Genomic DNA, 24,152 nt, shown 5'->3' on the forward strand with positions numbered 1-24,152 from the left:
GCACGCGTGTCTGTTCAGTGGCGCCACACCGGACAGCTCAGGCGCGCCACCGCATAGCACATGACGGAGCCACCCATGAGCAGACGCTCACCGATAAAGACCATTCATAGCCATTGCCACCATCTGGGCTGGGACAACAGCCACGCACCGACAGCTCGCATCGAGCCGGGCAGCACACTCGAGCTGCAGTGTCTGGACGCCGGCAACGGGCACTTCCGGCCGGACTCTACGGCCGATACGGTCCGCAGTCTGGCCGCGGACCGGGCAAATCCCTTGACCGGCCCGGTCTTCGTGGACGGCGCCGAGCCGGGTGACATCCTGGCCGTCACGCTGGACAGCTTCGCTCCTTCCGGCTTCGGCTGGACAGCCATCATTCCTGGATTCGGGCTGCTTGCCGACCAGTTCAGCAGGCCTGCGCTGCAGCTCTGGAGCTATGATCGCGAGGTCCAGGCGCCGGCAGCCTTCGGTACCTACGCCCGAATTCCATTGCGGCCCTTCGCCGGCACCCTTGGTGTCGCACCAGCAGCGCCGGGTAATCACTCGGTCATCCCCCCTCGACGCGTTGGCGGCAATTTGGACACGCGCGATCTATGCGCCGGCAGCACGCTCTACCTTCCCGTCGAGGTAGCCGGTGCGCTGTTTTCGATCGGGGACACCCACGCTGCGCAGGGCGACGGCGAGGTGTGCGGTACGGCCATCGAAAGCGCGATGAACGTGACCGTCAAGCTTGATTTGATCAAGCAGACGCCTCTGGCCATGCCCCGCTTCAGTACTGCCGGGCCGGTGACCCGCCATATCGATGGCGCCGGATACGACGTCTTCACCGGCGTGGGCCCCGACCTGCTGCAAGCCGCCCGCGACGCAGTCAGCGGTGCGATCGATTGGCTCACCGCCACCCAGCGCGTGCCCGCCGAACAGGCCTACATGCTGTGTTCGGTATGCGGCGATCTGCGCGTCACCGAGATTGTCGACCTGCCCAATGTGGTGGTGGCGTTCTACATGCCTCGCATGGTCTTCGACTAAATAACACTTGAGACACTGCACCTTCACCCTTTCCAGCTTCGCTCACGGTCATGTCATATGAATGACATTTTCATATCGCACAGTGTCAGGCCAATCTGACTTCCCGACCGTACGAGAACACCGATGCACCCTGTCTGCCGCCGTCCCCTGCGTCATCTGCTGTCCGCTCTGCTCCTGTTACCTTGCCTGGCGTCCGCTCACGATCTGGAGATCCACGGCTCCAACACCATCGGTGCGACGCTGGCACCGATGTTGATGACGGGTTTTCTGGAACAGCTGACCGGATCGACGGTTGGCTCAACCTCTACCGGCATGGAAAACGAAGCCGTGCTCGGCGCCACCCGGAATGGCATGCCGATTTCCGTGTTGGTGGCTGCACACGGCACGAGCACAGGGTTCACATCGATGCAGGCCGGAACCGCCGACATCTGGGCAGCGTCCCGGCGGATCAAGCATGATGAAGCAGAAGCGATGGCGAGCCGGGCCGACATGACCAGCGCGGACAGTGAACACATCATTGCCATCGACGGACTGGCGATCCTGGTGCATCCAAGCAACCCGGTGGAGCAACTCAGCATCGAAACCCTGGCGCAGATTTTTGCCGGCGACATCAGCAACTGGTCAGCTGTCGGGGGTCCTGATCTCGCGATCAGGGTATACGCGCGCGATGATCGGTCCGGCACCTGGGATACCTTCAAGGATCTGGTACTGGCAGGCAGGTACAACCTCACCGGTTCGGCACTGCGCTACGAATCCAACGATCAACTGTCTGCGGACGTCAGCCGGGATCCGGCCGGCATCGGATTTGCCGGCTTCGCCTCGGCGGGCGCCAGCAAGCTGCTGGCGATTTCGGACGGCACCGCGCCCGCGCTCAAACCCAGCAAACTGTCGGTCGCGACAGAAGATTATCCCCTGTCTCGCCGTCTCTATCTCTACACACCCGGGACGACGCCTGATTCGCTGAGTCAGGCTTTTATCGAGTACGCCCAGAGCCAGGCCGGACAGGAGATCGTGGCCGCTTCAGGGTTCTTTTCACAGAACCCGTTTGCCGTCGACCCTGTGCAGGACGCCAGCGTGCCGGACACCTTCAAGCGGCTAACCGAGCGCTATCAGCGATTGTCCGTCAACTTTCGCTTCGCCGAGGGGCATACCAAACTGGACAACAAGGCGAACCGGGACCTGCAGCGCGTTCAGCAATTTCTCATGCAAAGTGGGAAAAGCGGCAGCGATCTGATGCTGATCGGCTTTGCCGACAAGCAGAACAACGAACTGCACGCGCAGATGATCTCTGAGGTGCGCGCCTTGTCCGTCAGAAAGGCACTGCGCGAGATGGGCACCGTGGTGCAGGGCCATACCGGCTACGGCCATTACATGCCCGTAGGTTCGGCCGGAGGCGAAACCGGCGCCCAGCGCAACGGACGCGTTGAAGTGTGGGTTCAGCGCTGAAGCCTGACCCGTTCACGCTTTCCAGCTCGATCAGTCCGGGACGTCGATTCGGTGAAAGAAGCCGAAGCGTCGTACGCAGACATCGACATCGAATGCCGAACCAATGGCGACGACGGCTGCGCTGCGGATTCGAGCCGGATCCAGCTCAACGTCAGTGCGATGCGCAGTCAATTGTGCGTACGGCACGATAAACCGTGTCCATTGCGGCCCAACCGATACGGTGTGGCGGAATGATTGCCACGGTCTGTCCAGCTGGGTGGTCTTGATGTTGAGGTTGTAATCGTGCACCGCGCCGCACAGTTCGATGAACAGCCCGCTGTATTCGCTGCCGTGCCAGTGCGGATCGATCTCGAGCTTCATCTGCACGAACCCGCCGTTGTTCTCCAGCCGCGTGCGACCTGACAGGCACGAGCAGGCCGAGCCGTTACGCTCGCCAGCGTGCACCGCGGCGGTAGATAGACCCCCCATGACCTGATCACTGATAGCCACCCATGGCGATGGCTCGCCTGGTTGAGCCTGATAGACATCGATCAGCTGAACCGGTCCGATTGTCGTGCGGCGAGTCGCAGGGCAATCGCTCATGGAGTTGGCGCCTCCCCAGGCGGCCTATCGGGTGCGATCTCATAAGGCATGATCATCCTCCTGCGCTGTGTGAAGTCAGTCGACTGCGTCAACAATAGCCGACGTCTGGACAAGTGATGCCTGTGCGAGTTGTACCGGCCACGCATTCTTTGTTCGATCCGTCCGGCACGAGCGCAACATGCTGCGGTCAATGGACTATAGCCGACCGACTGCTGTGAAGGACTTTGCCGATGCCCGATCTCGCGCTGCTCGCCGACCTGCCTCGCGATTTGCATTACGTTGATGACACCCAGCCCGGGATCCGCCGCAGGAAGGTCAGAGGCAAATTCCAGTACTTCAACCCCGATGGCCAGCGCATCACCGATGCGCAGGAGATCAAACGCCTCAATGCGTTGGCGGTGCCGCCCGCCTACACCGACGTATGGATCTGCGCCGACCCGCGTGGCCATCTACAGGCCACCGGCCGTGACGCCCGCGGACGCAAGCAGTATCGCTATCATCCGCGCTGGCGAGAAGTTCGCGATACCGATAAATACACCCGCCTGCAGGCGTTCGGGAAGGCTCTGCCGAAACTGCGCAAGCAGCTAGAAGCACAGATCGCCCAGCCTGGATTCACCCGAGAAAAGGTTCTGGCAACGGTAGTGATGCTGCTGGATGCTACCTTGATTCGCGTCGGCAATACGCAGTACGCCAAGGAGAATAAATCCTATGGACTGACCACCTTGCGCACCCGCCACGTGGACATAAAGGGTAGCGAAATCAAGTTCCAGTTCCGAGGCAAGAGCGGAGTCGAACACCAGATCAGTGTTAAGGATCGGCGCCTTGCCCGCGTGGTGAAGCGGTGTCAGGAGCTGCCTGGGCAGAATCTGTTTCAATACCTCGACGAGGACGGCAACCGCCATACCGTGAGCTCTTCCGACGTGAACGCCTATCTGCACATCCTCACCGGCGCCGACTTCACAGCCAAGGATTACCGCACCTGGGCTGGGACCGCGATGGCGCTGGCGGTGCTCCGCGAGCTGGAGTGGCAACCGGAATCGGACGCAAAACGACATGTCGTGGCCATGGTGAAGGACGTCGCCAAGCAGCTGGGCAACACGCCTGCCGTCTGCCGCAAGTGCTACATCCATCCCGCCGTGCTCGAGCACTTCACGCTGGGATCGTTATCGACACTGCCCAGGCCGAGGGTACGCAAGGGACTGAAGGCCGAAGAAGTGGCACTGGCAATGTTTCTGGAGCGGCTGGCAGCCGAAGACGCGGACAAGGCGAAGGCGAGTTAGGCGGACCTCAACCGCGGGTTGATCGGACAGCTGGCGAGCGTCAGTCTCGCCTCACTTCGCTCAGACCCAGTCGACCGCCGAGACGCAACAGCCGGCCGATGTCCCGCGCCCGCTGCCGAAGCAGTTCCGGGGCCTGACTACAGGCCGCTTCCAGCGTCATGGGGCCGGGCGTAAGCGCCAGCGCCGCGTCAATGCCATGGGCGTAGAGCGCCTCGTAACCCTCCCCGAGGGTCCCCGCCAGAACGACCACAGGCACATCGTGTTCGCGGGCCAGCCGGGCTACCCCAAGGGGCGTCTTGCCCTGCAGCGTTTGCGCGTCGCAGCACCCCTCCCCGGTTATGACCAGATCCGCTGCGGCCAGACGGGATGAGAGACAAACCATCTCCGCGACCACCTCGACCCCGGGCCGGAAGGTCGCACCCAGAAACGCGTGGGCGGCAAAGCCAAGCCCACCGGCAGCACCGGCACCCGGCACATCGCTATGGCATTCACCCAGGGCCGCCGCACTGCAGCTGGCAAAGTGCTGCAGCGCCTGATCCAGGGCTACCATCTGGTCCGCGGTAGCGCCTTTCTGCCGGCCAAAGGTGAAGGATGCGCCCCGCGGCCCGCACAGCGGATTATTCACGTCGGCAGCGAGCTGAAAGTGCACGCCATGCAGGCGTGGATCGAGCCCGGCGAGCTCGATGCGGCTCAGCGAACCCAGTGCAAGGCCCCCAGGGGGCAGAGGCTGGCCCTCTGCGTCGAGAAAGCGTACGCCCAGCGCCTTCAACATACCTGCGCCAGCATCGTTGGTGGCGCTGCCGCCGGCGGTAAGCACAATATTGCGGGCGCCCGTTTCGAGCGCGGCCAGGATCAGCTCGCCGGTACCTCGGGTGGTACTCCGGCATGCATCGCGGCGGCCGCCCGGCACCAGCTGCAACCCGCTCGCCTCGGCCATCTCGACGATGGCGGTCTTGCTCTCAGGCAGCCACCCCCACCGCGCGGTCACCGTTTCTCCAAGAGGTCCGCTGACGCTGGCAGTACGACGTTCGCCGGCCATTGCACAGAGCACGGCGTCGAGCGTGCCTTCTCCCCCGTCGGCCATCGGGCATTGCATCAGTTCAGCCTCTGGGAAGACCTCCTTCAAACCGCTTGCGATAGCACCGGCGACGTCGGAAGCGCTCAGGCAGTCCTTGAACGAATTGGGGGCGATGACAATTTTCATGAAGGCTCCACTGCTCCGTGACCGCCAGCCGATTATAGACAGGCGGACGGGGCGCCCCACGCGCAGTATTCCGCCGGAATGGGGTTCCACGTGAAGATCGTGCCGGGCGGACATACATTACACTGTCTAGTCCCGCGTTCAGGAGTAGATGATGCAGAACAACGACTTCAATCAGATGCTCGAGGAGTGTGATGACCGGACGATCAATCCGTCAGCCAACGAGCCACTGGACCAGGTCGTCGATCGGAGCAGGCGCAACGTTCTGAAGTGCGGCCTCTTTCTCGCCTGCGCTGGCTTCCTGCCCAGCCCCCTGCTGCGCTCGGTTGCCGCAGCAACCGGGGACGCGCTGCTTGGCTTCGAGGGCGTGGCGGCGCAGACATCGGACACCTTCGACGCGGTCATCGTGCCACCCGGCTACACCGCTACCGCCTTCTTTCGCTGGGGTGATCCTGTCCTCGCGCACGCGCCAGCCTGGCGCCCCGACGCGTCCAACGGCGCCGGCGACCAGTTGCTTCAAGCCGGAGACAATCACGATGGCATGCATTTCTTTCCCTTCCCTGACGCGCCCGATAGTCACGGTGTGCTGGTCGTCAATCACGAGTATGTGAACCCTACCCTGCATGGCGACGGGTTCGGGTTCGATGAAGACGATGCAGGTCTGGTTCGACGGCCGCCCGATCAGGTGCGCAAGGAGCAGGCGGCCCACGGTCTGAGCCTGATAGAAATCCGCAGGCATGCCGAGCGGGGATGGCAACGTGTCGCCGACTCTGCATTCAACCGGCGCATCACCGCAAACACACCGATACGTATCGCCGGCCCGCTGAACGGCCATGTGCAGATGCGCACCGCCAGCGATCCGCAGGGTGCAACGGTGCTCGGGACCCTGAACGACTGTTCCATGGGCGTGACGCCCTGGGGCACCTATCTGGCGTGCGAGGAAAACTTCCACAACTATTTCGTCAATCGCGACAAGGCTGACCATGCCGCTCGCCCTGCGCACGCCCGCTATGGGGTCGGCAATGGCCGGAACAGCAGGTATTACGGCTGGGAATCAGTGGATATCCGATTCGACGCCACCCCGGATCCGGATGCACCACATGCCGGCCACGTCAACGAGCCCAACCGCTTCGGCTGGGTCGTGGAGGTGGATCCGTTCGATCCCGACGCCACGCCTGTGAAGCGAACGGCAATGGGTCGACTCGGGAGAGAGGGTGCGACGGTGGCCATGGACGAACGGGGTCGCATTGCCGTCTACTCCGGCGATGATGCCCGCGGCGAGTATGTGTACAAGTTCGTGCCTTCACGTCGTTATGAGCCCGAGCAACCGGAGGCCAACCGAACGCTGCTGGACGAGGGGACCCTGTATGCCGCGCGCTTCGACAGCGACGGACGTGGCACCTGGCTGGCGCTTCGCTGGGGTGAAAACGGACTGACGCCGGAACGCGGCTTCGCCGACCAGGCCGCGGTACTGCTGAACGCGCGCGGTGCCGCCGATGTTGCCGGCGCCACGCCGATGGACCGACCGGAGTGGGTTGCGGTTCCCCCCCAAACACGCGAAGTCTACGTGACGCTGACCAACAACACCGAACGTGGCGAGCGGTTTCCGGTGGATGCAGCCAATCCGCGGCCGCATAACGAACACGGCCAGATCCTGCGCTGGCACGAAGCGGAGGGCGACGTTGCCGCGACCCGGTTTACCTGGCAACTATTTCTGCTCGCCGGCGATCGCCCGGGTGCTCTGGATGCCGACGGCGAACCGGTTCCTGACCACCTCACAGGCGACATCAGGGGAGACATCTTCTCCTCTCCGGATGGATTGGCATTCGATGGTGCGGGCCGGCTGTGGATTCTCACCGACTCCGATGACGACGCGCCCCATACCCAGCGCACCGGTTGCAATCAGATGCTCTGCGCGGACCCTAGCAGCCGTGAGGTACGACGCTTCCTGGTGGGGCCGCGTGGTGCCGAGATAACCGGCATCACCTGGACGCCGGACTACCGGACGATGTGGGTCAATGTGCAGCATCCGGCGCTCAGCTATCCGGCCAGCGATGGCGTCACGCGTCCCAGATCCACCACGGTGGTGATCGAGCGAAACGATCGGGGTGTGATAGGGAGTTGACGATGATGACACCAGCGCAACGCCGGGTGGGTACAGTGCATCAGCCCACCCCAGGTGAGCCAGGCGGAGAGCTTCGGAGCGCGGTCGACGGTGATCGCTATCCGAAGCCTGGAGATGCTTTCGCCGACAGAATCGGCCGGACTCAGCTCACCATCCGTAGCTAAGCGTCGCCTTTATCTCTCTGCCGGGATTGTAATAGTCGGCAGTGCCAGACCCGACGACGTGCTGCTCGTCGAAGAGGTTGCTGACATTGACCGCCACCTCTGTGCCCTGGCCGATCTCGTAGCTGAACGCGGCATCAAACAGCGTGGCCGACTCGCTTTCGGCCGTGTTCGCCGCATCGAAATAGTACGAGCCGGTATAACGAGCACCGAGGCCGAAGCTCATCCCCGAGGCGGGCAAGGTGTAGTAACTCCAGAGCGAGGCGGAGTGCTTCGGCGCGGCGGTGAACTCGTTACCCTTGATCGACAGGCCATTGCGCAAGGTGCCGCGCACCACTTCCGACTCCATGTAGGAGTATCCACCGGACAGGCTGATGGTGTCCGTTAGCTCGGCACGCGCCTCCAGGTCCAGGCCCTGCACACGCGACTCGCCGATGGTCTGCCGATCAATGCTGCCATTGTCCTGGACCACTGCGATGGTCACGTCATCCTTGTTCAGATCGTAGACTGCCGCGGAGAACAGCGCGTTGATCGTGGCCGGGGAGTACTTTATGCCCATCTCGTATTGTTCACCCCGCTCCGGGTTTACCCCAATGGTAGGCGGGGCGACCGATTCGACCATGCTGACGTAGGTTGAGATCTCGTCGTTGATTCGATAAGTCAGCGCACCGCGGTACGAGGTTTCGGAGAAATCGTCCGACGCCGTGACATTGGTAATGTCTCTGCTGGACAGATCCATGTTGTCGTTGCGAACGCCCGCGGTGACGATGAACCGGTCCTGGAAAGCGAGATTCTGCGTAAGGAAAGCCGAGCGGGTGGTGTAATCCTGCTTGTTGCGGCTATAGGGTGTCAGATTGGTGGGCGCTCCGCTGTACTGCGGGGCGGCGACATCGATAGGCGCGGTATTTCCGTAGAAGGAGCTGTCTTCGGTGGACGCATCACGGTATTCGATGCCCACCAGCGTGCTGCTGTCGATACCGTCGAAGCGAGCATCGTATAGACCCATGATATTGCCGATCACTTCCTGCGCTTCGCTGCTGGTTCCGAAATAATCACGCCCGATCACCGTGCCGGTGCGGGCAGCGGAATCGGAGAGATAGACATAACCAAAATCGTCAGTCAGATCGCTGTAACGCAGGTTGCTGCGCAGCACCAGACCGTTGTCGAAATCGTGCGTGAACAGACCGGTGATGCTGCTGCGCTCGACGTCGTGATAGTTGAACTCCGGTTCACCGTAGAAGTTGCTGCGGTCGTATTCCCGGTCCAGCGGATAACCACCGCTATTGGGCGTGGTGTCACGGTTGAGATAGTCCGCGATCAGCGTTGCAGAGGTATAGGCCGTCGGCTCCCATGTCAGGCCGCCCATGACGAACTCGTCGTCATCCTGCGAATGATCATACTCGCGTTCGCTGTCCTGAACCTTTCCGGTCAGGCGATAGGCCAATGTCTCGTCGGCATTCAGCGCATTGCCCACATCGATTCCGGCCTCCTTCCGATCAAACGAACCATAGGTCAGATAACCTTCCCCGAAGCGCTTGAATTTAGGCTGCTTGCTGACAAAGTTGACCGAGCCACCGGGATCAGCCGGGCCGAAAAGCGTTGAGTTGGCGCCGCGCAGCACTTCTACCCGCTCGTAGGCGAACGGCTCTTCGCGCACGCCGCGCATCGATCCAAGGGTGAGGCCGTCACGGTAGGTCGTAGCCTGAAATCCGCGAATCTGAAAATAGTCGTTGCGATCATCGGTGCCGTAGAAGTCGGTAATCACGCCGGGGGTGTATTGCAATACTTCTTCGGTGGTCTTCGCGTCGCGCTGCTCGATTTCCTTTTCGGTAATGACAGAGACCGACGCAGGCGTATCAAGAATACTCGTTGCCACCTTGCCGCCAACCCAGAGCTCCTGCGCTACCACAGAATTCGCGTCGTCATCGGTGTAGGCCTGTGCATTGACGATGACCGGGGATAGCCGGTAGACACCACTCGAGCCAGTGTCACCCTGGACAGCTTGAGCGTGCCCGTACATCGAAGCGGCAATCAGGGGGAAGCAGCATATGAGCGCTTGGCCCCTGCTGCGTTGACGGGGTGTGCGTGCCAGCCCAGGCACTGATTCGTTCTGTCTCATTTCCGTATCCTCAATGACTTAACAGCAGCCTTGAATCCTCGAGCGAGGGTCCATCGCAAAGGCGAGACATTCTGTGGCAGTCGCTGCGCTGCTGTCAATAATGAGAATCGTATGCATTACGCTTTAGATTAGAGCAAATCCGCTGCCAGCCGATGACGACCGATCGGCAGCATCATCGGCTTGCCTGAGACAGGATCGGCTATGACCCGGCTGCGCAGGCCAAACACGGATTGCACGACTTCCTCTCTCAGCACCTCTTCAGGAGCCCCGTGAGCGAAGAGACGCCCGGCCTGCATCGCTACCAGTCGGTCCGAGTATCGAGCCGCCAGATTGAGATCGTGTAGCACCATGACGATGGTCGTGCCTCGGCTGCGGTTGAGGTCGGTCAGCAGATCGAGCACGTCAACCTGGTGGCTCACATCGAGAAAGGTTGTGGGCTCGTCCAGCAACAGGACATCCGTACCCTGCGCCAGGGCCATGGCAATCCACACGCGCTGACGCTGTCCGCCGGATAGTTCGTCCACCTCCCGGTCGGCGAGACCGGTCGTGCCGGTGACCTCCAGAGCTCCAACCACTGCGTCTTCATCCTCACGACTCCAGCGTGACATGAGACCCTGGTGAGGGTGACGGCCGCGGCTGACCAGATCAGCTACCGTGATGCCGTCCGGTGCCAGCGGCGACTGCGGCAGTAGGCCCAATGTGCGCGCCAGCTCACGAGTCGGACGACGATGCACCGATTTGCCATCCAGCAACACCTGGCCGCGGGAGGGAGACAACAGGCGCGAAACGGTGCGCAGCAACGTGGACTTGCCACAGGCATTGGCCCCGACAATCGAGGTGATGAGGCCTGGCTCTATGACCAGATCCAGTTGATCGAGGATCGTCCGTTCGCCATACCCCGCAGACAAGTTTTCGACTACCAGGCGATGCGCGACAGTCATAACGACGCTCCTCTGCGATTCACGCGAATGATGAGGTAGATCAGATAGGGCGCACCCAGCGCGCCGGTGACGACTCCCACCGGATAACGGCTGGGCAACAGGAACTGCCCGATGTAATCGCCAATCAGCACCAGGCAGGCGCCAACCAGAGCCGAGGGGATTAGAAGCGAGCCGTTGGGCCCGATGATCCGCGCCGCGATCGGACCGGAAAGGAAGGCGACAAAGGCGATCGGTCCGGTGACCGCGGTTGCCACTGCGATCATGCACACAGCGCAGACGATCACTGTCAGCCGCGTGGAACCGACCCGCACACCGAGCGCAGCCGCAGCGTCATCCCCCATGCGCAGGGCGTCCAGGTCACGGCCTCGGCTCAGCAGCACACCGCCGAACAGGAGCAGAGAAATCAGGACGGGCCACGCCTGGTCCAGCTGTGCGGCGTTGACGCTGCCCGTGAGCCAGCGCATGGCTTCCTGCAGATCCCAGGCAGGCGCCTGGGAGAGGATGTAGGCGATGAAGCTTTCGATCATCGCCGATGTACCGATACCGATGAGGATCAGGCGTGAACCCGCTACGCCGTCGCGGTAGGCCAGACCGTATATCAGCAGCGCCACCCCAAGCCCTGCAGCGACTGAAAAAACCGAGACGGCCGCGCCATCGAGCTGAAGGATGACGATCGCGAACACCGCCGCAGCGCTTGCGCCGAAACTGACGCCGATGATGTCGGGGCTGGCCAGGGAGTTGCGCAGCAAGATCTGAAATGCCACCCCGCCGAGACCGAAACTCAGCCCCACCAGCACTGAAAGTACCGCCCTGGGCAGACGCAGCTCGCCGACGGTGAAACTGGCGCCCGGCACGTTCTCACCGAGCAGCACCCGCAGGACGTCCTGCGGTGGCGTAAACGACTGCCCCAGCATCAACGTAACCGCCACGCCGAGAATCAGGATAAGAGACAGAAAGGTCACCACGCCCAGCCACGCGCGGGCCCGTCGCTGACGGCCCTGCCGCACGCGGGTATGCAGACCGGACAGCGCGGCGCTCACAGCTCCCGGCCCCTGTGCCGCCTGACGATCCAGATGAAGAACGGCGCGCCAACGAACGCGGTTATCACACCGACCGCGAGTTCGCCCGGCCTGGCGATGACGCGGCCCAGTACATCAGCCAGCAACAGCAGGCTCGCCCCGCCCAGCGCAGAGAACGGCAACAGCCAGCGATGATCAATGCCCGCCAGCAGACGGCACATATGCGGCACGACGAGCCCGACGAACCCGATCGGGCCGCAGGCTGCGGTAGTTGCGCCACACAGGAGAATCGCGCCCGCTCCGGCGCTGCCGCGGGCGAACGCCACCTTCTCGCCGAGCCCGGCGGCCAGATCGTCGCCCAATGCCAGCGTGTTCAGCCTGCGCGCGGAGAGCAGGCTGATCACGAAACCGACCAGCAGAAACGGACCGACCAGTTGCAGCGTGTCGTAGGTGGCGCCACCGACCCCGCCGATCTGCCACGAGCGGACGCTGCCGGCGATATCGTTTCGCGGCAGTACCACCGCTATGGTCAGACAGGACAATGCCACCGACGTCGCTGCACCGGCCAGGGCAAGCTTCAGCGGTGTGGCACCGCCACGACCCAGGGAGCCGATGCTGTACACAAAGATGGCTGTCAGCCCCGCTCCGAGGATAGCGGTCCACAGGTAGGCATGGGCCATGGCCATCCCGAACCAGGCGAGCCCTATGGCTACCGCGAATGATGCGCCGAGGTTGATGCCGAGAATACCGGGGTCCGCCAGAGGGTTGCGGGTGATCCCCTGCAACAACGCGCCGGCGAGGCCCAGCGCACTGCCAGCCACTACCGCCAGAATCGTCCGTGGAATGCGCATCGATACGGCGGCTTCACCGATCGTGTCAGCCCTGCCCTGCAGCGCGGCGACGATTTCTGCCCAGGATACCTCGCGCGTGCCGACTGCGATGGACAACGTACAGAGGGCAAGCAGCAGTACGATTATCGCCACCAGACCGAGCCATTTGCCTAGCTGCTTAGGCTCGCGAGCCAGAGCCGGGGCAGTGGCAGCCGGTGCCGTCATTCTGCTCTGCGCGCTGCGTCAGCGAGCGCGTCGACATAATCATCGAGCACAAAAGGAATCGACAGCGGGGTGGGATAGGCCGCCGTGGCAAACGGTCCATGGCCGAGCAGCACCACCGATCCGCGCTCTATCGCCGGCATCCGCGACAGAAGCGGATTGGCCTGCAGCGGTGCAAGAAGAGAGCTGTCGCCATAGGTGACCAAGATATCGACATCGTCAAACAGATCGATCTGCTCGACACTGACCGAACCGGCGTACTGATTCTTCCCCGTGAGGTTCTTCACGCTCTCGGGCGAGTGCATGCCGAGGTCATCGAAGAAGCTGACCCGGGTGTCGTTTGCAGAATAGAAAGGCAGAACGCTCAGATCGGTCGGGTCCAGGTGCGTGATGAACATGGCAGACTTGCCTTCGAGCTCAGGATGGCTCGCAGCGGCATCAGTTATCTGCGCCTCGAGGCGATCGATCAGCGCGGCGCCCTCCTCCTGCATACCCAGGGCGGCGCTGTTGAGGGCAATCATTTCACGCCAGCCGGTGGACCAGGGCGAGCTCGGGTAGGCGACCACTGGCGCAATGCGGCTGAGCGTCTCGTAATCGGCGCGACTGAGACCGGAATACGCAGCGAGGATGACATCCGGCCGGGTCGCCGCGACCGCTTCGAAGTCGATGCCGTCGCCTTCGTCGAATAGCACCGGTACCGCCGCGTCCAGCTCATCCAGTCTGGCGTCCACCCAGGGCAGCACACTGTCCCCATCATCGTCGCCGAAGCCAGCTGCAGCGAAGCCGACCGGCACCACGCCCAGAGCCAGCGGAACCTCGTGATTGGCCCACGCCACGGTCGCCACCCGCTCCGGTCGTTCGGTGACGGTGGTGGTTCCGAAGGCGTGATGGATGACTACAGGGAATCCGGAATCCTGCGCACACGCAATGGGCGCAACCAGCACCATGGAGCACAGCAGCAACGAAACGGTAGAAATTCGGGCCATGACGTCCTTCTCGCAGCGAGGTTAGCTTTGACGAATCTAGATGATAATAATTCGCTTTAAACTTTAGCACCAAGCCGCTAACCTTTGCACCTCTTCGCACACCACGCATTCAGTCAAGGCAAAGGATGAGCAACCAGACCCACACAAGCAGCTTCGCTGCGCTTGGACGCCTGCTGCGCTATGCGCGCGGATACCGTCGCCAGATCATTACCGCCAGTCTCTGTTCTGTCATGAACAAGCTGTTTGATATTGCGCCCGAAATTCTGATCGGTGTGGCGATCGACGTTGTCGTCAACCAGGAACAGAGTTTCGTTGCCCGGCTGGGTTTCGAGACGGCGCAGCAGCAGATCGCTGTATTGGCGGTGCTGACCTTCTTCATCTGGGCTGGCGAGTCGCTGTTCGAATACCTGTACCAGATACTCTGGCGCAATCTCGCCCAGCGGCTGCAGTCCGAGCTGCGCCAGGACACCTACGAGCACGCCCAGCGGCTGGACATGAGCTTCTTCGAATCGCAAAGTTCGGGGCAGCTGGTGGCCACATTGAACGATGATGTCAATCAGCTGGAACGCTTTCTGGACGGCGGCGCGAATGCTGTGGTCCAGCTCGTCGTTACTGTCGTCGCCGTGGGCGCGGTGTTCTTCATTATCTCCCCGCTGGTTGCGCTGCTGGCCTTCTCCCCTATCCCGCTCATCATCTGGGGCACCTTCTATTTCCAGCGCAAGGCGGGCCCGCTGTACGCGGACGTGCGTGACAAGGTGGGCGATCTTTCCACCCGGCTGACCAACAATCTCGGTGGTATCGCTACCATCAAGAGCTTCACTGCAGAAGGCCGCGAGGCCGAGCGACTCAAGGCGAGCAGTGAGGCCTATCTGGAGGCTAACCGCAAAGCCATTCGCATCAGCTCCGCGTTCATCCCGGTGATACGCATGGCGGTACTGGCCGGCTTCCTGGCGACCTTTACCGTCGGCGGCATGATGGCGCTGGATGGAACGCTGAATGTCGGCGCCTACGGCGTACTGGTTTTCCTGACGCAACGCCTGCTGTGGCCCATGACGGGCCTGGCGTCGCTGATAGACCTGTTTGAGCGCGCCATGGCCAGTACGCGGCGGATTCTGAATCTGCTCGAAGAGCCGGTCCTCACTCATGACGAGAGCAACCAGACCCTGCCAGCACCGGTGCGCGGCAACGTCGAATTTCGCAACGTGAGTTTCATCTATCCAGGGGCCAAAGCCGGGATCGAGAACATCAGTTTCAACATCGCCGCCGGGGATACTCTGGCGCTTGTCGGTGCGACAGGGTCGGGTAAATCCACGCTGATCAAGCTTCTCCTGCGATTCTACGAACCCACTCAAGGGGACATCCTCGTGGATGGACAGCCAATCCGGGCGGTCAGTCTGCAGTCGCTTCGCAGCTGCATCGGGCTGGTCAGTCAGGACGTCTACCTGTTCGAAGGGACAGTACGGGAAAACCTGGTCTACGGGCGGCCGGATGCGACCGACAGTGAGATCATCGAAGCGGCAAAGACAGCTGAAGCCTGGTCGTTCATAGACGCGTTGCCGCAAGGCCTGGATACGCTCGTGGGGGAACGTGGCGCGCGTCTGTCCGGTGGACAACGTCAGCGTCTGTCGCTGGCTCGCGCGCTGCTGAAGGATTCGCCGATCCTGGTTCTTGACGAAGCGACGAGTGCCGTCGACAACGAAACCGAGGCGGCCATCCAGCGATCGCTGAAACGCATTGGCCATAACCGCACCGTTATCGTCATCGCACACCGTCTCTCCACCATCGTCGACGCAGACTCGATTCTGGTGGTCGATAACGGCCGCGTGGTTGAACAGGGCAATCATGCCACGCTGGTGGACAATAACGGCGCGTACAGCTCGCAGTGGAAAGTGCAGACGGGGTTTGCATGATCCATAGCGGCCTGCATGCATGTGCTCGAGCCGATTCATGGCGCGACCGCTACTGGCAGAGACTCGCCCATGACACGCTCGATGCGGAGCTGATCCTGTCTCAGGCGCTCGCAATGCAGCCTATCCATGAGGGTCAACGCAGGCTGTTTTCGTTGGCCCAGTGCATGGAGACGCCCGACTTGCTGGCAGGCCAGGTCCGCCAGCACTATCCCGCCGCGAGTAGCGCAAGGCTCCAGCGGGCGTACCACTCGGTCCTGCATCAGGATCTGGCGTTGAGCCTGCTAGCCCCGCTTGCTCTGCGGCTTTTTCGAGATGGCCGCGTCGGCCTTCCGACGGCCGAGCAGATTTTTGTCGTTCCGGTCGAGCAGGATGGACAACGGCAACTGCGCTGGTTCATGGAAGCGGGACAGACCGAAGTGGATGAGCAGGGGTTTGTCGCGCGCATGAGCGAGCTGACCACTGACTGGTATCCGTTCTTCAGACGGATGCTCGGCGTCAGCCCCGGTAGCTACTGGAGCAGCGTCGCGCTGGCACTCGGAGCGCCCTTTGCCGCGGTATGGAACCTGGCCCGACCAGGCCCTACCTGCGAACTCGCGCAAAGCTGGCTGAAAGGTTTCCAGAATGAGGCCAGCGCTTTCGTCGACTGGATACCGGTGAGTTTTGGCGATCAGCAAACCGCCTTCCCCCAGCGCAGAGGGTGCTGCCTGGCCTACCTGCTGCCCGATATGGGCCACTGCGGCACCTGCGGCGTCCACCGAAAGCAGCGCCTGCAAGCTGCCTGCGTAATAGCCCGAAGCGCCTGACAGCGGCGCCTGTCTACAGCCTGGCCCTCCCCTTCGCCGCGGCCAAGAGCATCGTGCACCAGAGTCTTTACAGTGGCAGGCACTTGTTTCCTGAACTACACCAATAAGAGAACTAAACGGAAAAGTGACGCTCTAGACGGACAAGTGAGTCTTCAAGGGACGCTCTGCTATGGAGCCCCCTGACTCTCACATTGATTCAAAAAGGGGCCGACATGCTAAATATCCTGGCTGTCATAGCGATGGTGCTCATCGCTGTCTATCTATGGCGTTCTTCGGAGCTCCTGCACTGCCTGTCGCATCGATCACTAGTCGACGATGACGTTACCTCCGCCGGGGCGTCGCTGCTGCTGCGGGCGATCTGCATAACCATGCTCATTCTTTCGGTTATGTTCGTGGCTACTTCGCATCAGCCAGCAGCCGACACCAGCCCTGAAAGCCTTGACGGGATGGAAACGTCCGAGAGTCATGGCGGCGCTGCGGAGTCGATGCCGTCGGCGGAATAAGCCTTTCAGCTCGATCCTCATGGCAGTTGTCATTCTAACGTCCTATCCGGCCTCCTCTGTCCCAGGTGCCTCTGCGCTCGGTGAGCGACCCGCGCCTGGCAGCGATGCCCCTCCTCTGACGCTCTCTCCTAATCGCAGCTGACCATTCCCGACGAGGCCAGCCAACCACTCCACCAACCGGCTGCGACATTTGAGTTATAGTATAACGTATTGTAATCTCCCGACCGGGTCGCGATTGGCGGCCCGCCTGACTCTTCCATCGCCTCGGAAGGCTGTTGTCACACGTCTGGAGAATCAACGTGAAGCTCAAACCAACCCCCCTAGCCCTCGGCATCGGTCTCGCCGTGTTCTCGACTGGCGCGCTTGCCGAAACCGTCGAGCTCGATCCTGTCATCGTCAGCGCCAACGCACTGGCGCGGCCCAGCCAGGATATGGTGGTACCAGCGCAGGTACTGAATGGAACAGAACTTGTCATGACGCGAGAGGCGACCCTCGGCGAGACCCTCGATCATTTGCCCGGACTGCGTTCAAGCAGTTTCGGCGCCGGCGCGGGCCGGCCCGTGATACGCGGCCTCGATGGAGCTCGCGTGAAGGTGCTCAGCGATGGGGTCGATGTGCTCGATGCTTCCACCGTCAGCCCCGACCACGCAGTGACCAGCGAGCCGCTGCTTGCCGAGCGCATCGAGGTACTCAAGGGTCCTGCAGCGCTGCTGTATGGCGGCGGCGCCATCGGCGGCGTGATCAACGTCATCGACCGGAAAGTCCCCACCTATATTCCCGAGAACGGGTACGAGGCCGACCTGGAGCTGCGCGGCAACAGCGTAGCCAACGAGCACGCAGGCGCGTTTGGCATAACTGCCGGGGCCGGCAACTTCACCGTCAGGGCGGAGGGGAGCAAACGCAAGACGGACGATTACGAAATCCCCGGCTCGGTTGATGAACAAACCGGCTCATACAACGACACCGACTCATTCACCCTCGGTGGCAGCTTCATCGGCGACCGCGGTTTCATCGGGCTGGCTTATGGCGAACAGAACCGCCGCTATGGCCTGCCGTTCCATGAACACGCTGACTGCCATACGCACGGACCTCGCGATTGGCATTGCAGCGACCACGACGAGCATGGCCACGAGGAGGAGCATGACGAGCACGCCGGCCATGAAGACGAGCATGAACACGAGCACGACCATGAACATGAGGCAGTGCCCTACGTCGACATGAAGCGCAAGCGCTGGGACCTGCGCGCCCAGGCCAGCGAACCGCTGCCCGGGTTCGAGTCCGTGCGTGTGCGCGTCGGTCACAGCCAGTACGAACACGATGAAATCGAAAATGGTGTGGTCGGCACCCGCTTCAGCAACGACGCCACCGACGCGCGCGTCGAACTGACCCACCGTTCGCTGCTCGGCTGGCGCGGCGTAATCGGCGCCCAGACGCTGCGCCGCGACTTCGAGACCACCGGCGAAGAAGCGTACGTCCCACATACGCTGACGCGGAATCACGGCCTGTTCCTGCTGGAAGAGTTCGACACCGGAACCTGGCGCTACGAAGTCGGCTTGCGCCAGGAATGGCAGCACATCGACGCCGACGGGGCGGACAACGCACGGCACCAGGGAACATCAGCCTCTGCTGGAGCCGTCTGGACCTTCAGGCCCAACTACTCCCTTGGCTTGGGGCTGTCGCGCTCTCAGCGCCTGCCGACCGCCGAAGAGCTCTATGCCAACGGACCACATGCAGCCACCAGCACAGTGGAGCTGGGCAACCCCGACCTCGACGAAGAGACCTCGTACAACGCCGAGTTGACCCTGAGCAAGCTGGCCGGTCCGGCCACGTTCACTGTGAGCCTGTTCCGCAACGCCATCGACGATTTCATCTACGCAGCCGATACCGGTAGTGACGTAGGCGGTGAGCTGCGCGAAATCGAGTACCGCCAGCGCGACGCGATCTTCACCGGTGTAGAGGGCGAAGTACGCTTCGAGGCAACCGCCAGCACAGCGGTGACCTTCTTCGGTGATCACGTTCGAGGTGAACTGCGCAGCGGCGGCGAAGATCTACCTCGCATTCCCGCCGATCGGTTGGGGGTTCGTCTGAATCAACGCTTCACGCCGGCGATCAATGGCTCGCTGCAGTTCCATCGCATACGCCAGCAGGATCGCCTAGCCTCCTTCGAAAGCGAGACTGAAGGCTACAACATGCTCAGCGCCGGGCTGAGTTACAGCGGCGACGTCAGCGACGCCAGTTATCTGCTGTACCTGAAAGCGAACAATCTGCTGAACGAAAAGGCACGCGAACACACCTCCTTCATCAAGGACGAGGTATTGCTACCAGGGCGCAACCTGACTGCAGGGGTGCGCTTCTCGTTCTAATTTGTCCTACGTGTACGGGGGCACTCGCAGGAGTGCCCTCGGCTGCGCAGCGGCTTACCGTCTACTCGACGGGACTCCGCGTCCGAATCGCCGGTGTACGGTCCTTGGCTTAGTTCTCGTTACGTGGCGCTCTGATTATTTCATTTGCTTATGGATTGGCATCAGATAATAAAAATCGCTGTCTGGCTCGACCGCGAGAGGCCGTTCCGCTGCTACGCTGTTACGTCACGCATCGCGGTGATTCTCTTGCGCCCCTGAAATTCGATATTCACCCAGGCCTGAATATGACCGGCGAGACAGATTCGACGATTCTGCGCGGCAGCGTGCCCACTATATCGATATAGTGGCTGGGTTGGTCTCGTTGGAACGGGCTCTAAAGTTTCTACAGGCCAGTCAGGCACCGCCAGGACCGGGTAGTATCAGCGTGCGGTTTACAGCTTGCGTCTACTTATAACAACGTACCTAGAAGAGGATTGTTCATGAGCGCCACCACTGCCAGAGATGGGGGTAGCCAAGGCCACTTGGTCGGCTACGGCTCCAAGGCGTACCGCAATTACGTGCTCTTCGCGCTGACCCTAATCTACATCCTGAATTTCGTCGATCGCGCCCTGCTAGCGGTCGTCGGTCCCGATCTGGTGCCAGATCTCGGGATTACGGACACTCAGTTCGGTCTTCTCACCGGCTTCGGTTTCGCCTTGCTCTACACAGCCGTGGGCATCCCCCTGGCGCGTTTTGCCGATGTCGCCCATCGCGTTTGGATCATGACCGTCTGCGTAGCATTGTGGTCGCTCATGACGGCGCTCTGCGGCCTGGCGACGGATGTCACCATCGGCTCTATCACCATCGGCGCATTCTGGATTCTGCTGATGTGTCGCGTCGGCGTGGGTATCGGCGAAGCGGGCTGTACACCGCCGGCCAATTCCTTGATCGCGGACTACTTCATCCCGCGTGAACGTTCCCAGGCGCTGGGTTTCTACGCCATGGGCGTGACGCTTGGCACCATGTTCGCCAACCTGATCGGCGGCTGGGTTACCGACGTGTTCGACTGGCGCACCGCCTTTTTCGTCGTCGGTCTGCCGGGCTTGCTGGTCGCCCTGGTTTTCAAACTCACGGTCAAGGAGCCGCCACGCGGCTACACCGATCCGCAGCAAGCCGTGCAGAAAGAACGAGCCAGCCTCGGCGAGGCCATCCATGAGCTGATGGGCAAGCCTGCTTTCTGGCTGATGACCGCCGGCGCCACCATTGCCGCGTTCTGCGGTTACGGCATCTCCTCGTTCCAGTCGCTCTTTCTGGTCCGCACCTACGAAATCACCGCCGGCCAGGCAGCGATCTGGATCAACACGCCGGTAGCCCTGTCTGCAGCCATAGGCACCTTCGCCACAGGGTGGCTAGCAACCAAAATTTACAAGAAGCATCCGGGCGCCATAGCCTGGGTACCGGCGATGGGCCTGGCAGTATCGGTTCCGTTCTATATTTTCGCTTTCACCACCGACAATCTGCTCTACGCTGCCATCGGCCTGGTCATCGCCGGCTTCGTGAAGTACGGCTATCTAGCCGCTCAGTACACGATCGGCCAGGGTGTGGTAAGCATGCGTGTGCGCGCAATGGCTACCGCCGTGATGCTGCTTCTCGTCAACCTGATTGGCTACGGCTTCGGCCCGCTGTTCATTGGCGCGGTCTCCGACATCTTCTTCAAGTCCGGCGTCGCCGAGCTCGGGGTCGCGGCTGGCGAACTGGCGCGCAATCAGTGTCACCCCGCCGTACTTGGTCAGTTGAACCAGAACCTGCAAGAAGTCTGTGGGCAGGTCTACGCGCAAAGCCTGCAGACTTCCATGGTCATCATGGCCTGCCTGTACCTTGCGAGCGCTCTGTGCTTCCTGTTGACCTGGCGCCGGCTGGGCAGGGATATGGTGGACAGACAGGTTGCGAAACCAGTGACGCCATAAGTAGCTACCCAGAGGGCGCATTGCGCCCTCTTTTTTCCGCTTCGAAAAGTAATTGGGGTCGCGGTGTACATGGGGGCCGATGAACATCGGCGCTTTCGACTGGTTCGTTCAACTGAGTCCACTCCGTGATTGACCGTCTATTCAGTGGAAACTGTCATCCGTCTCATGTTGCCCAGCAGCTCGGTCAGGCCGAGTGTCAGGCAGCCAAAACACTACTGAAACTATCTTGCTTCGCCACCGCCGCCCTTCGATTCTGCCAACCAAACCTGCCATCCTCCGCTGGGTTCCTGTTCGACTTCCAACAGATCATAGGTCTTCACCATGTCGAGCAATCCAGAATGGCCATGGGCTTTAGGCGAAAACGCGGGATCCGTGCGCTTTAGATATTGTCCCAACGGGCCAAGCCCAACCTTCCCCTCTGACGTGTCGCCTGCCAGCAGAGAGACTGCTTCGACCACGAAACGTGGTCTGCGCTTGGCGATTGCGTCGGGGCTTTCAGGCTTGGTGACTTTCGGCTTAACCACAGTGTCCTTTTTGGTCGGGGCCTTCTCTGCGGAATCCGCGTTCGCCTCCACTTCGGCTTCGCCGGGCGTCCATTCGAAGAACTGATCGCTAGCGTTCCGCAGCGCATCGGGAGTTTTGCCTTCGCCGACAATGCAAACCGTAGCGCCACGCTCGCGCAGCTTGCGGCAGAGGTAGGCAAAGTCTGAGTCGCTGGTTACCAGGCAAAACGTATCCGCACGGTGATCGAACATCTGTTCCAGGGCGTCGAGCGCGAGCGCGATGTCCGCTGTGTTCTTGCCTGATGCGTACTGATACTGCAGGCAAGGTGTGAACGCCAAACGCACCAATGCTTCCTGCCATTTGTTAGCCAGCGTGGTGTGGTTGCCGTAGCCACGGCGAACCGTGACGCGGCCGAACTGGGCAACCACGCGCAGCGCATATGGCAGGATTTCCGGCCTGACGTTATCGCAGTCGACCAATACGGCCACCCGCGCTTCGTTGCCGTTTGGGTATTCGAAGGATCCGTTAGCTTTGGTGTTGAGGCTCATCTGTTCTCGTTATAAATGCCTTTCACAGGCGTAGCAGTCAATTGACTGGATTGTAGAGCTCGGCTCTTTTACAAGCCGCTGAATACTTGTTCTCACTGCGGTAGCAGGACTGATTGTGACCACTCTTGACGGCTTTCTTGAACCGCCGACACTCGATGCTGCCTTCCTTGAAAAAAAAGCAATCCGGCTTGCTCTCTTTCACCACCGTCACATACCCAGGCTTCGGTTTTACCGGCTGGACAGGTTCCGCGACGCGAGGCTGCGCCATGCTGATGGTGTTTATCCGAGTCGTCGGCACGTAGTTGGCGTCATTGAACACGGTCTGCCTGGGCTCGGGATTGGTTATTGGCCGGGCTGGTTCGCTCAGCAGGCGGTTAACCTGCCCGGCATCGTCGGACCGATTCTGGATAGGTCCGATAGCCGCGATCCGCTGGTTCGCCTCAGGACGAACCGGTGCCGTAGGCGGAACAGCAATAGCTGCCCTCACCGCAGCGGTCTTGTGCTGAATCAACTGTCTTGAGTCCAGATAATTTGCCAAGGCACCGAAGGCGAGACACACCAGCACAACCGACAGCAACAGTTGCTTATGCTTGCCTCGCCCCCGCCTCGCGCGCATCGGCGTATCGTCCCAATCGGCACGCAGGAACATATCTTCGAGCTTTTTGTGGTCAGACATTTACCACCCCACGGCACCCTGGGTACGTCGAGCACCCCCAGAATGGATTACCCGCGTTGGCGCCGCGCTTGGCCAATCGCTTGATCATCGCGCTGTTGCAGACCGGACAGGTTGGATCCTGCTTTGCCGGTTGATCTGCGGGCTGCACCGGCTCGGTGGGCCTGGGTTGCGCATGCGCGGTGCGGTGCTGTGTCAGCCATTGCTTGAGCCGAGCACCGTCGATCAGCTGAATGTTCCGGCCCGAGGCGAAGGCTTTGGCTTCCTTGGTGAACTGGCCGGAGGTAACGACGAACCCGCCCGCTGCACCCTCCACGGCCATCGCACCGAAGAACTCACGTATGACTGGCACGCCGACCTTGAGCGCGCGCCAGTGCTTGCATTGCACGAGGTACTTTTCGCCGGCCTTGCGCAGAATCAGATCCACCCCGCCATCCGGCCCGTGGCCGCCGGTCTCGGTGATGGCGTAACCCCGGTGGCGGAAGGCTTCGCCGACCAGTTGTTCGAACTGCTGCCAGCTCAGGCCATCGATGGCCTTGCCGGGTTGAGTGGCGCTTTGTACATCGGCCAATAGCTTTTTCCGGCGCGCACGGGCAAACACCGAGCCGATGGCACCGAACAGGCAAGCGAAGGGAATCAAATATTGGCCGAAGGAGGCAAAGGTGCGTATCAGCTGGCCGGCAACGACGCCGCCCATGTCGTTAGGCGTAACCGCGCGAGGAACGGGCATCGGGCTGTTCGCGATCGGGTTGAGGGTCAACCAGGCGATCAGACCTATCAATACACTTGCCCACCAGGGCAATCGAGCGAGGATCGTTATGAGATCGTCGAAGGGAGTCGTACGTCTACTGCGGGCCATCCATGGGCTCCTGCGTCACTGGCTTCACTGCCATGAGCGGACGTTAACCCGTTACAGGCGCAGCGGTAAAGTCCGGTTGTCGGCGCGCGGCCAGAGGGGCAAGCAAAG

General features: G+C 61.5%; 18 protein-coding genes and 1 pseudogene. 9 read left to right on the forward strand and 10 right to left on the reverse strand.

Annotation, left to right across the window (positions count from 1 at the left end; translation table 11 throughout):
* Positions 1-75 precede the first annotated feature (75 nt).
* Both KEM63_RS10160 and KEM63_RS10165 read left to right on the forward strand, forming a co-directional pair.
* Positions 76-1,023 carry an acetamidase/formamidase family protein gene (locus KEM63_RS10160; RefSeq protein WP_223651305.1) on the forward strand — a complete coding sequence of 316 codons (948 nt, stop codon included), beginning with the start codon at positions 76-78 and terminating at the stop codon, positions 1,021-1,023.
* A gap of 123 nt (positions 1,024-1,146) precedes the next feature.
* Positions 1,147-2,469 (forward strand): substrate-binding domain-containing protein, encoded by a 1,323-nt coding sequence (locus tag KEM63_RS10165; RefSeq protein ID WP_223651306.1) that lies wholly within the window; start codon positions 1,147-1,149, stop codon positions 2,467-2,469.
* 30 nt (positions 2,470-2,499) lie between these two features.
* Here the strand turns inward: KEM63_RS10165 and KEM63_RS10170 are convergent, their stop codons facing one another.
* A complete protein-coding gene (locus tag KEM63_RS10170) occupies positions 2,500-3,051 on the reverse strand; it encodes a CIA30 family protein (RefSeq protein WP_223651307.1) in 552 nt (183 codons plus the stop codon).
* A gap of 230 nt (positions 3,052-3,281) precedes the next feature.
* Here KEM63_RS10170 and KEM63_RS10175 point away from each other — a divergent pair, with 230 nt between their 5' ends.
* The gene (locus tag KEM63_RS10175; protein ID WP_223651308.1) at positions 3,282-4,331 is read left to right on the forward strand and encodes a DNA topoisomerase IB; all 1,050 of its coding nucleotides are present in this window, start codon (positions 3,282-3,284) and stop codon (positions 4,329-4,331) included.
* Between the two features lie 40 nt (positions 4,332-4,371).
* On the opposite strand, the gene KEM63_RS10180 is transcribed toward KEM63_RS10175, so the two are convergent.
* Positions 4,372-5,535, reverse strand: a complete 1,164-nt coding sequence (locus KEM63_RS10180; RefSeq protein ID WP_223651309.1) for a glycerate kinase — start codon at positions 5,533-5,535, stop codon at positions 4,372-4,374.
* A gap of 151 nt (positions 5,536-5,686) precedes the next feature.
* On the opposite strand from KEM63_RS10180, the gene KEM63_RS10185 reads away from it, so the two are divergent.
* Positions 5,687-7,657 carry a PhoX family protein gene (locus tag KEM63_RS10185; RefSeq protein ID WP_423747788.1) on the forward strand — a complete coding sequence of 657 codons (1,971 nt, stop codon included), beginning with the start codon at positions 5,687-5,689 and terminating at the stop codon, positions 7,655-7,657.
* A 147-nt stretch (positions 7,658-7,804) separates the two neighbouring features.
* Here the strand turns inward: KEM63_RS10185 and KEM63_RS10190 are convergent.
* The 5 genes and pseudogenes from KEM63_RS10190 to KEM63_RS10210 all read right to left on the reverse strand — a co-directional run bounded on the left by KEM63_RS10190 (position 7,805) and on the right by KEM63_RS10210 (position 13,935).
* A pseudogene (locus KEM63_RS10190) lies at positions 7,805-9,866 on the reverse strand (TonB-dependent siderophore receptor).
* Between the two features lie 199 nt (positions 9,867-10,065).
* A complete protein-coding gene (locus tag KEM63_RS10195; protein ID WP_223651315.1) occupies positions 10,066-10,878 on the reverse strand; it encodes an ABC transporter ATP-binding protein in 813 nt (270 codons plus the stop codon).
* Positions 10,875-11,918 (reverse strand): FecCD family ABC transporter permease, encoded by a 1,044-nt coding sequence (locus KEM63_RS10200; RefSeq protein ID WP_223651317.1) that lies wholly within the window; start codon positions 11,916-11,918, stop codon positions 10,875-10,877. Before KEM63_RS10200 ends, KEM63_RS10195 begins: the two co-directional genes overlap by 4 nt.
* On the reverse strand, positions 11,915-12,952 hold the full coding sequence (locus tag KEM63_RS10205) for a FecCD family ABC transporter permease (protein ID WP_223651319.1): 1,038 nt from the start codon (positions 12,950-12,952) through the stop codon (positions 11,915-11,917). The genes KEM63_RS10200 and KEM63_RS10205 overlap by 4 nt, the downstream gene beginning before the upstream one ends.
* Positions 12,949-13,935 carry an iron-siderophore ABC transporter substrate-binding protein gene (locus KEM63_RS10210; RefSeq protein ID WP_223651321.1) on the reverse strand — a complete coding sequence of 329 codons (987 nt, stop codon included), beginning with the start codon at positions 13,933-13,935 and terminating at the stop codon, positions 12,949-12,951. Before KEM63_RS10210 ends, KEM63_RS10205 begins: the two co-directional genes overlap by 4 nt.
* Positions 13,936-14,060: 125 nt before the next feature.
* Here KEM63_RS10210 and KEM63_RS10215 point away from each other — a divergent pair, with 125 nt between their 5' ends.
* The 5 genes from KEM63_RS10215 (at position 14,061) to KEM63_RS10235 (ending at position 21,460) form a co-directional block, all read left to right on the forward strand.
* Positions 14,061-15,845: an ABC transporter ATP-binding protein gene (locus tag KEM63_RS10215; RefSeq protein ID WP_223651323.1), complete on the forward strand. Its 1,785-nt coding sequence runs from the start codon at positions 14,061-14,063 to the stop codon at positions 15,843-15,845.
* Positions 15,842-16,648, forward strand: a complete 807-nt coding sequence (locus KEM63_RS10220; protein WP_223651325.1) for a (2Fe-2S)-binding protein — start codon at positions 15,842-15,844, stop codon at positions 16,646-16,648. Before KEM63_RS10215 ends, KEM63_RS10220 begins: the two co-directional genes overlap by 4 nt.
* A 212-nt stretch (positions 16,649-16,860) precedes the next feature.
* Positions 16,861-17,151: a hypothetical protein gene (locus tag KEM63_RS10225; protein ID WP_223651327.1), complete on the forward strand. Its 291-nt coding sequence runs from the start codon at positions 16,861-16,863 to the stop codon at positions 17,149-17,151.
* 299 nt (positions 17,152-17,450) lie between these two features.
* Positions 17,451-19,514 carry a TonB-dependent receptor gene (locus KEM63_RS10230; RefSeq protein WP_223651329.1) on the forward strand — a complete coding sequence of 688 codons (2,064 nt, stop codon included), beginning with the start codon at positions 17,451-17,453 and terminating at the stop codon, positions 19,512-19,514.
* A 479-nt stretch (positions 19,515-19,993) separates the two neighbouring features.
* Positions 19,994-21,460: a spinster family MFS transporter gene (locus tag KEM63_RS10235; protein WP_223651331.1), complete on the forward strand. Its 1,467-nt coding sequence runs from the start codon at positions 19,994-19,996 to the stop codon at positions 21,458-21,460.
* A gap of 221 nt (positions 21,461-21,681) precedes the next feature.
* Here the strand turns inward: KEM63_RS10235 and KEM63_RS10240 are convergent, their stop codons facing one another.
* From KEM63_RS10240 to KEM63_RS10250, 3 genes are read right to left on the reverse strand one after another with little or no spacing between them, the layout of a single operon-like run.
* Entirely contained in the window at positions 21,682-22,512 is an 831-nt protein-coding gene (locus tag KEM63_RS10240; protein ID WP_223651333.1) for an NYN domain-containing protein, read from the reverse strand.
* Between the two features lie 37 nt (positions 22,513-22,549).
* Positions 22,550-23,188 carry a hypothetical protein gene (locus KEM63_RS10245; protein WP_223651334.1) on the reverse strand — a complete coding sequence of 213 codons (639 nt, stop codon included), beginning with the start codon at positions 23,186-23,188 and terminating at the stop codon, positions 22,550-22,552.
* Entirely contained in the window at positions 23,181-24,044 is an 864-nt protein-coding gene (locus tag KEM63_RS10250; RefSeq protein WP_223651336.1) for a restriction endonuclease, read from the reverse strand. Before KEM63_RS10250 ends, KEM63_RS10245 begins: the two co-directional genes overlap by 8 nt.
* Between the last annotated feature and the right edge of the window lie 108 nt (positions 24,045-24,152).

The organism is Halopseudomonas nanhaiensis (assembly GCF_020025155.1).
Classification (GTDB): domain Bacteria; phylum Pseudomonadota; class Gammaproteobacteria; order Pseudomonadales; family Pseudomonadaceae; genus Halopseudomonas; species Halopseudomonas nanhaiensis.

Excerpts from the sequence above, each read along its gene's own strand:
- KEM63_RS10210 (WP_223651321.1), bottom strand. The coding sequence starts at position 13,935 with ATGGCCCGAATTTCTACCGTTTCGTTGCTGCTGTGCTCCATGGTGCTG.
- KEM63_RS10195 (WP_223651315.1), bottom strand. The coding sequence starts at position 10,878 with ATGACTGTCGCGCATCGCCTGGTAGTCGAAAACTTGTCTGCGGGGTAT.
- KEM63_RS10185 (WP_423747788.1), top strand. The coding sequence starts at position 5,687 with ATGCAGAACAACGACTTCAATCAGATGCTCGAGGAGTGTGATGACCGG.
- KEM63_RS10205 (WP_223651319.1), bottom strand. The coding sequence starts at position 12,952 with ATGACGGCACCGGCTGCCACTGCCCCGGCTCTGGCTCGCGAGCCTAAG.
- KEM63_RS10215 (WP_223651323.1), top strand. The coding sequence starts at position 14,061 with ATGAGCAACCAGACCCACACAAGCAGCTTCGCTGCGCTTGGACGCCTG.
- KEM63_RS10165 (WP_223651306.1), top strand. The coding sequence starts at position 1,147 with ATGCACCCTGTCTGCCGCCGTCCCCTGCGTCATCTGCTGTCCGCTCTG.
- KEM63_RS10170 (WP_223651307.1), bottom strand. The coding sequence starts at position 3,051 with ATGAGCGATTGCCCTGCGACTCGCCGCACGACAATCGGACCGGTTCAG.
- KEM63_RS10250 (WP_223651336.1), bottom strand. The coding sequence starts at position 24,044 with ATGGCCCGCAGTAGACGTACGACTCCCTTCGACGATCTCATAACGATC.
- KEM63_RS10175 (WP_223651308.1), top strand. The coding sequence starts at position 3,282 with ATGCCCGATCTCGCGCTGCTCGCCGACCTGCCTCGCGATTTGCATTAC.
- KEM63_RS10160 (WP_223651305.1), top strand. The coding sequence starts at position 76 with ATGAGCAGACGCTCACCGATAAAGACCATTCATAGCCATTGCCACCAT.
- KEM63_RS10220 (WP_223651325.1), top strand. The coding sequence starts at position 15,842 with ATGATCCATAGCGGCCTGCATGCATGTGCTCGAGCCGATTCATGGCGC.
- KEM63_RS10240 (WP_223651333.1), bottom strand. The coding sequence starts at position 22,512 with ATGAGCCTCAACACCAAAGCTAACGGATCCTTCGAATACCCAAACGGC.
- KEM63_RS10235 (WP_223651331.1), top strand. The coding sequence starts at position 19,994 with ATGAGCGCCACCACTGCCAGAGATGGGGGTAGCCAAGGCCACTTGGTC.
- KEM63_RS10225 (WP_223651327.1), top strand. The coding sequence starts at position 16,861 with ATGCTAAATATCCTGGCTGTCATAGCGATGGTGCTCATCGCTGTCTAT.
- KEM63_RS10180 (WP_223651309.1), bottom strand. The coding sequence starts at position 5,535 with ATGAAAATTGTCATCGCCCCCAATTCGTTCAAGGACTGCCTGAGCGCT.
- KEM63_RS10245 (WP_223651334.1), bottom strand. The coding sequence starts at position 23,188 with ATGTCTGACCACAAAAAGCTCGAAGATATGTTCCTGCGTGCCGATTGG.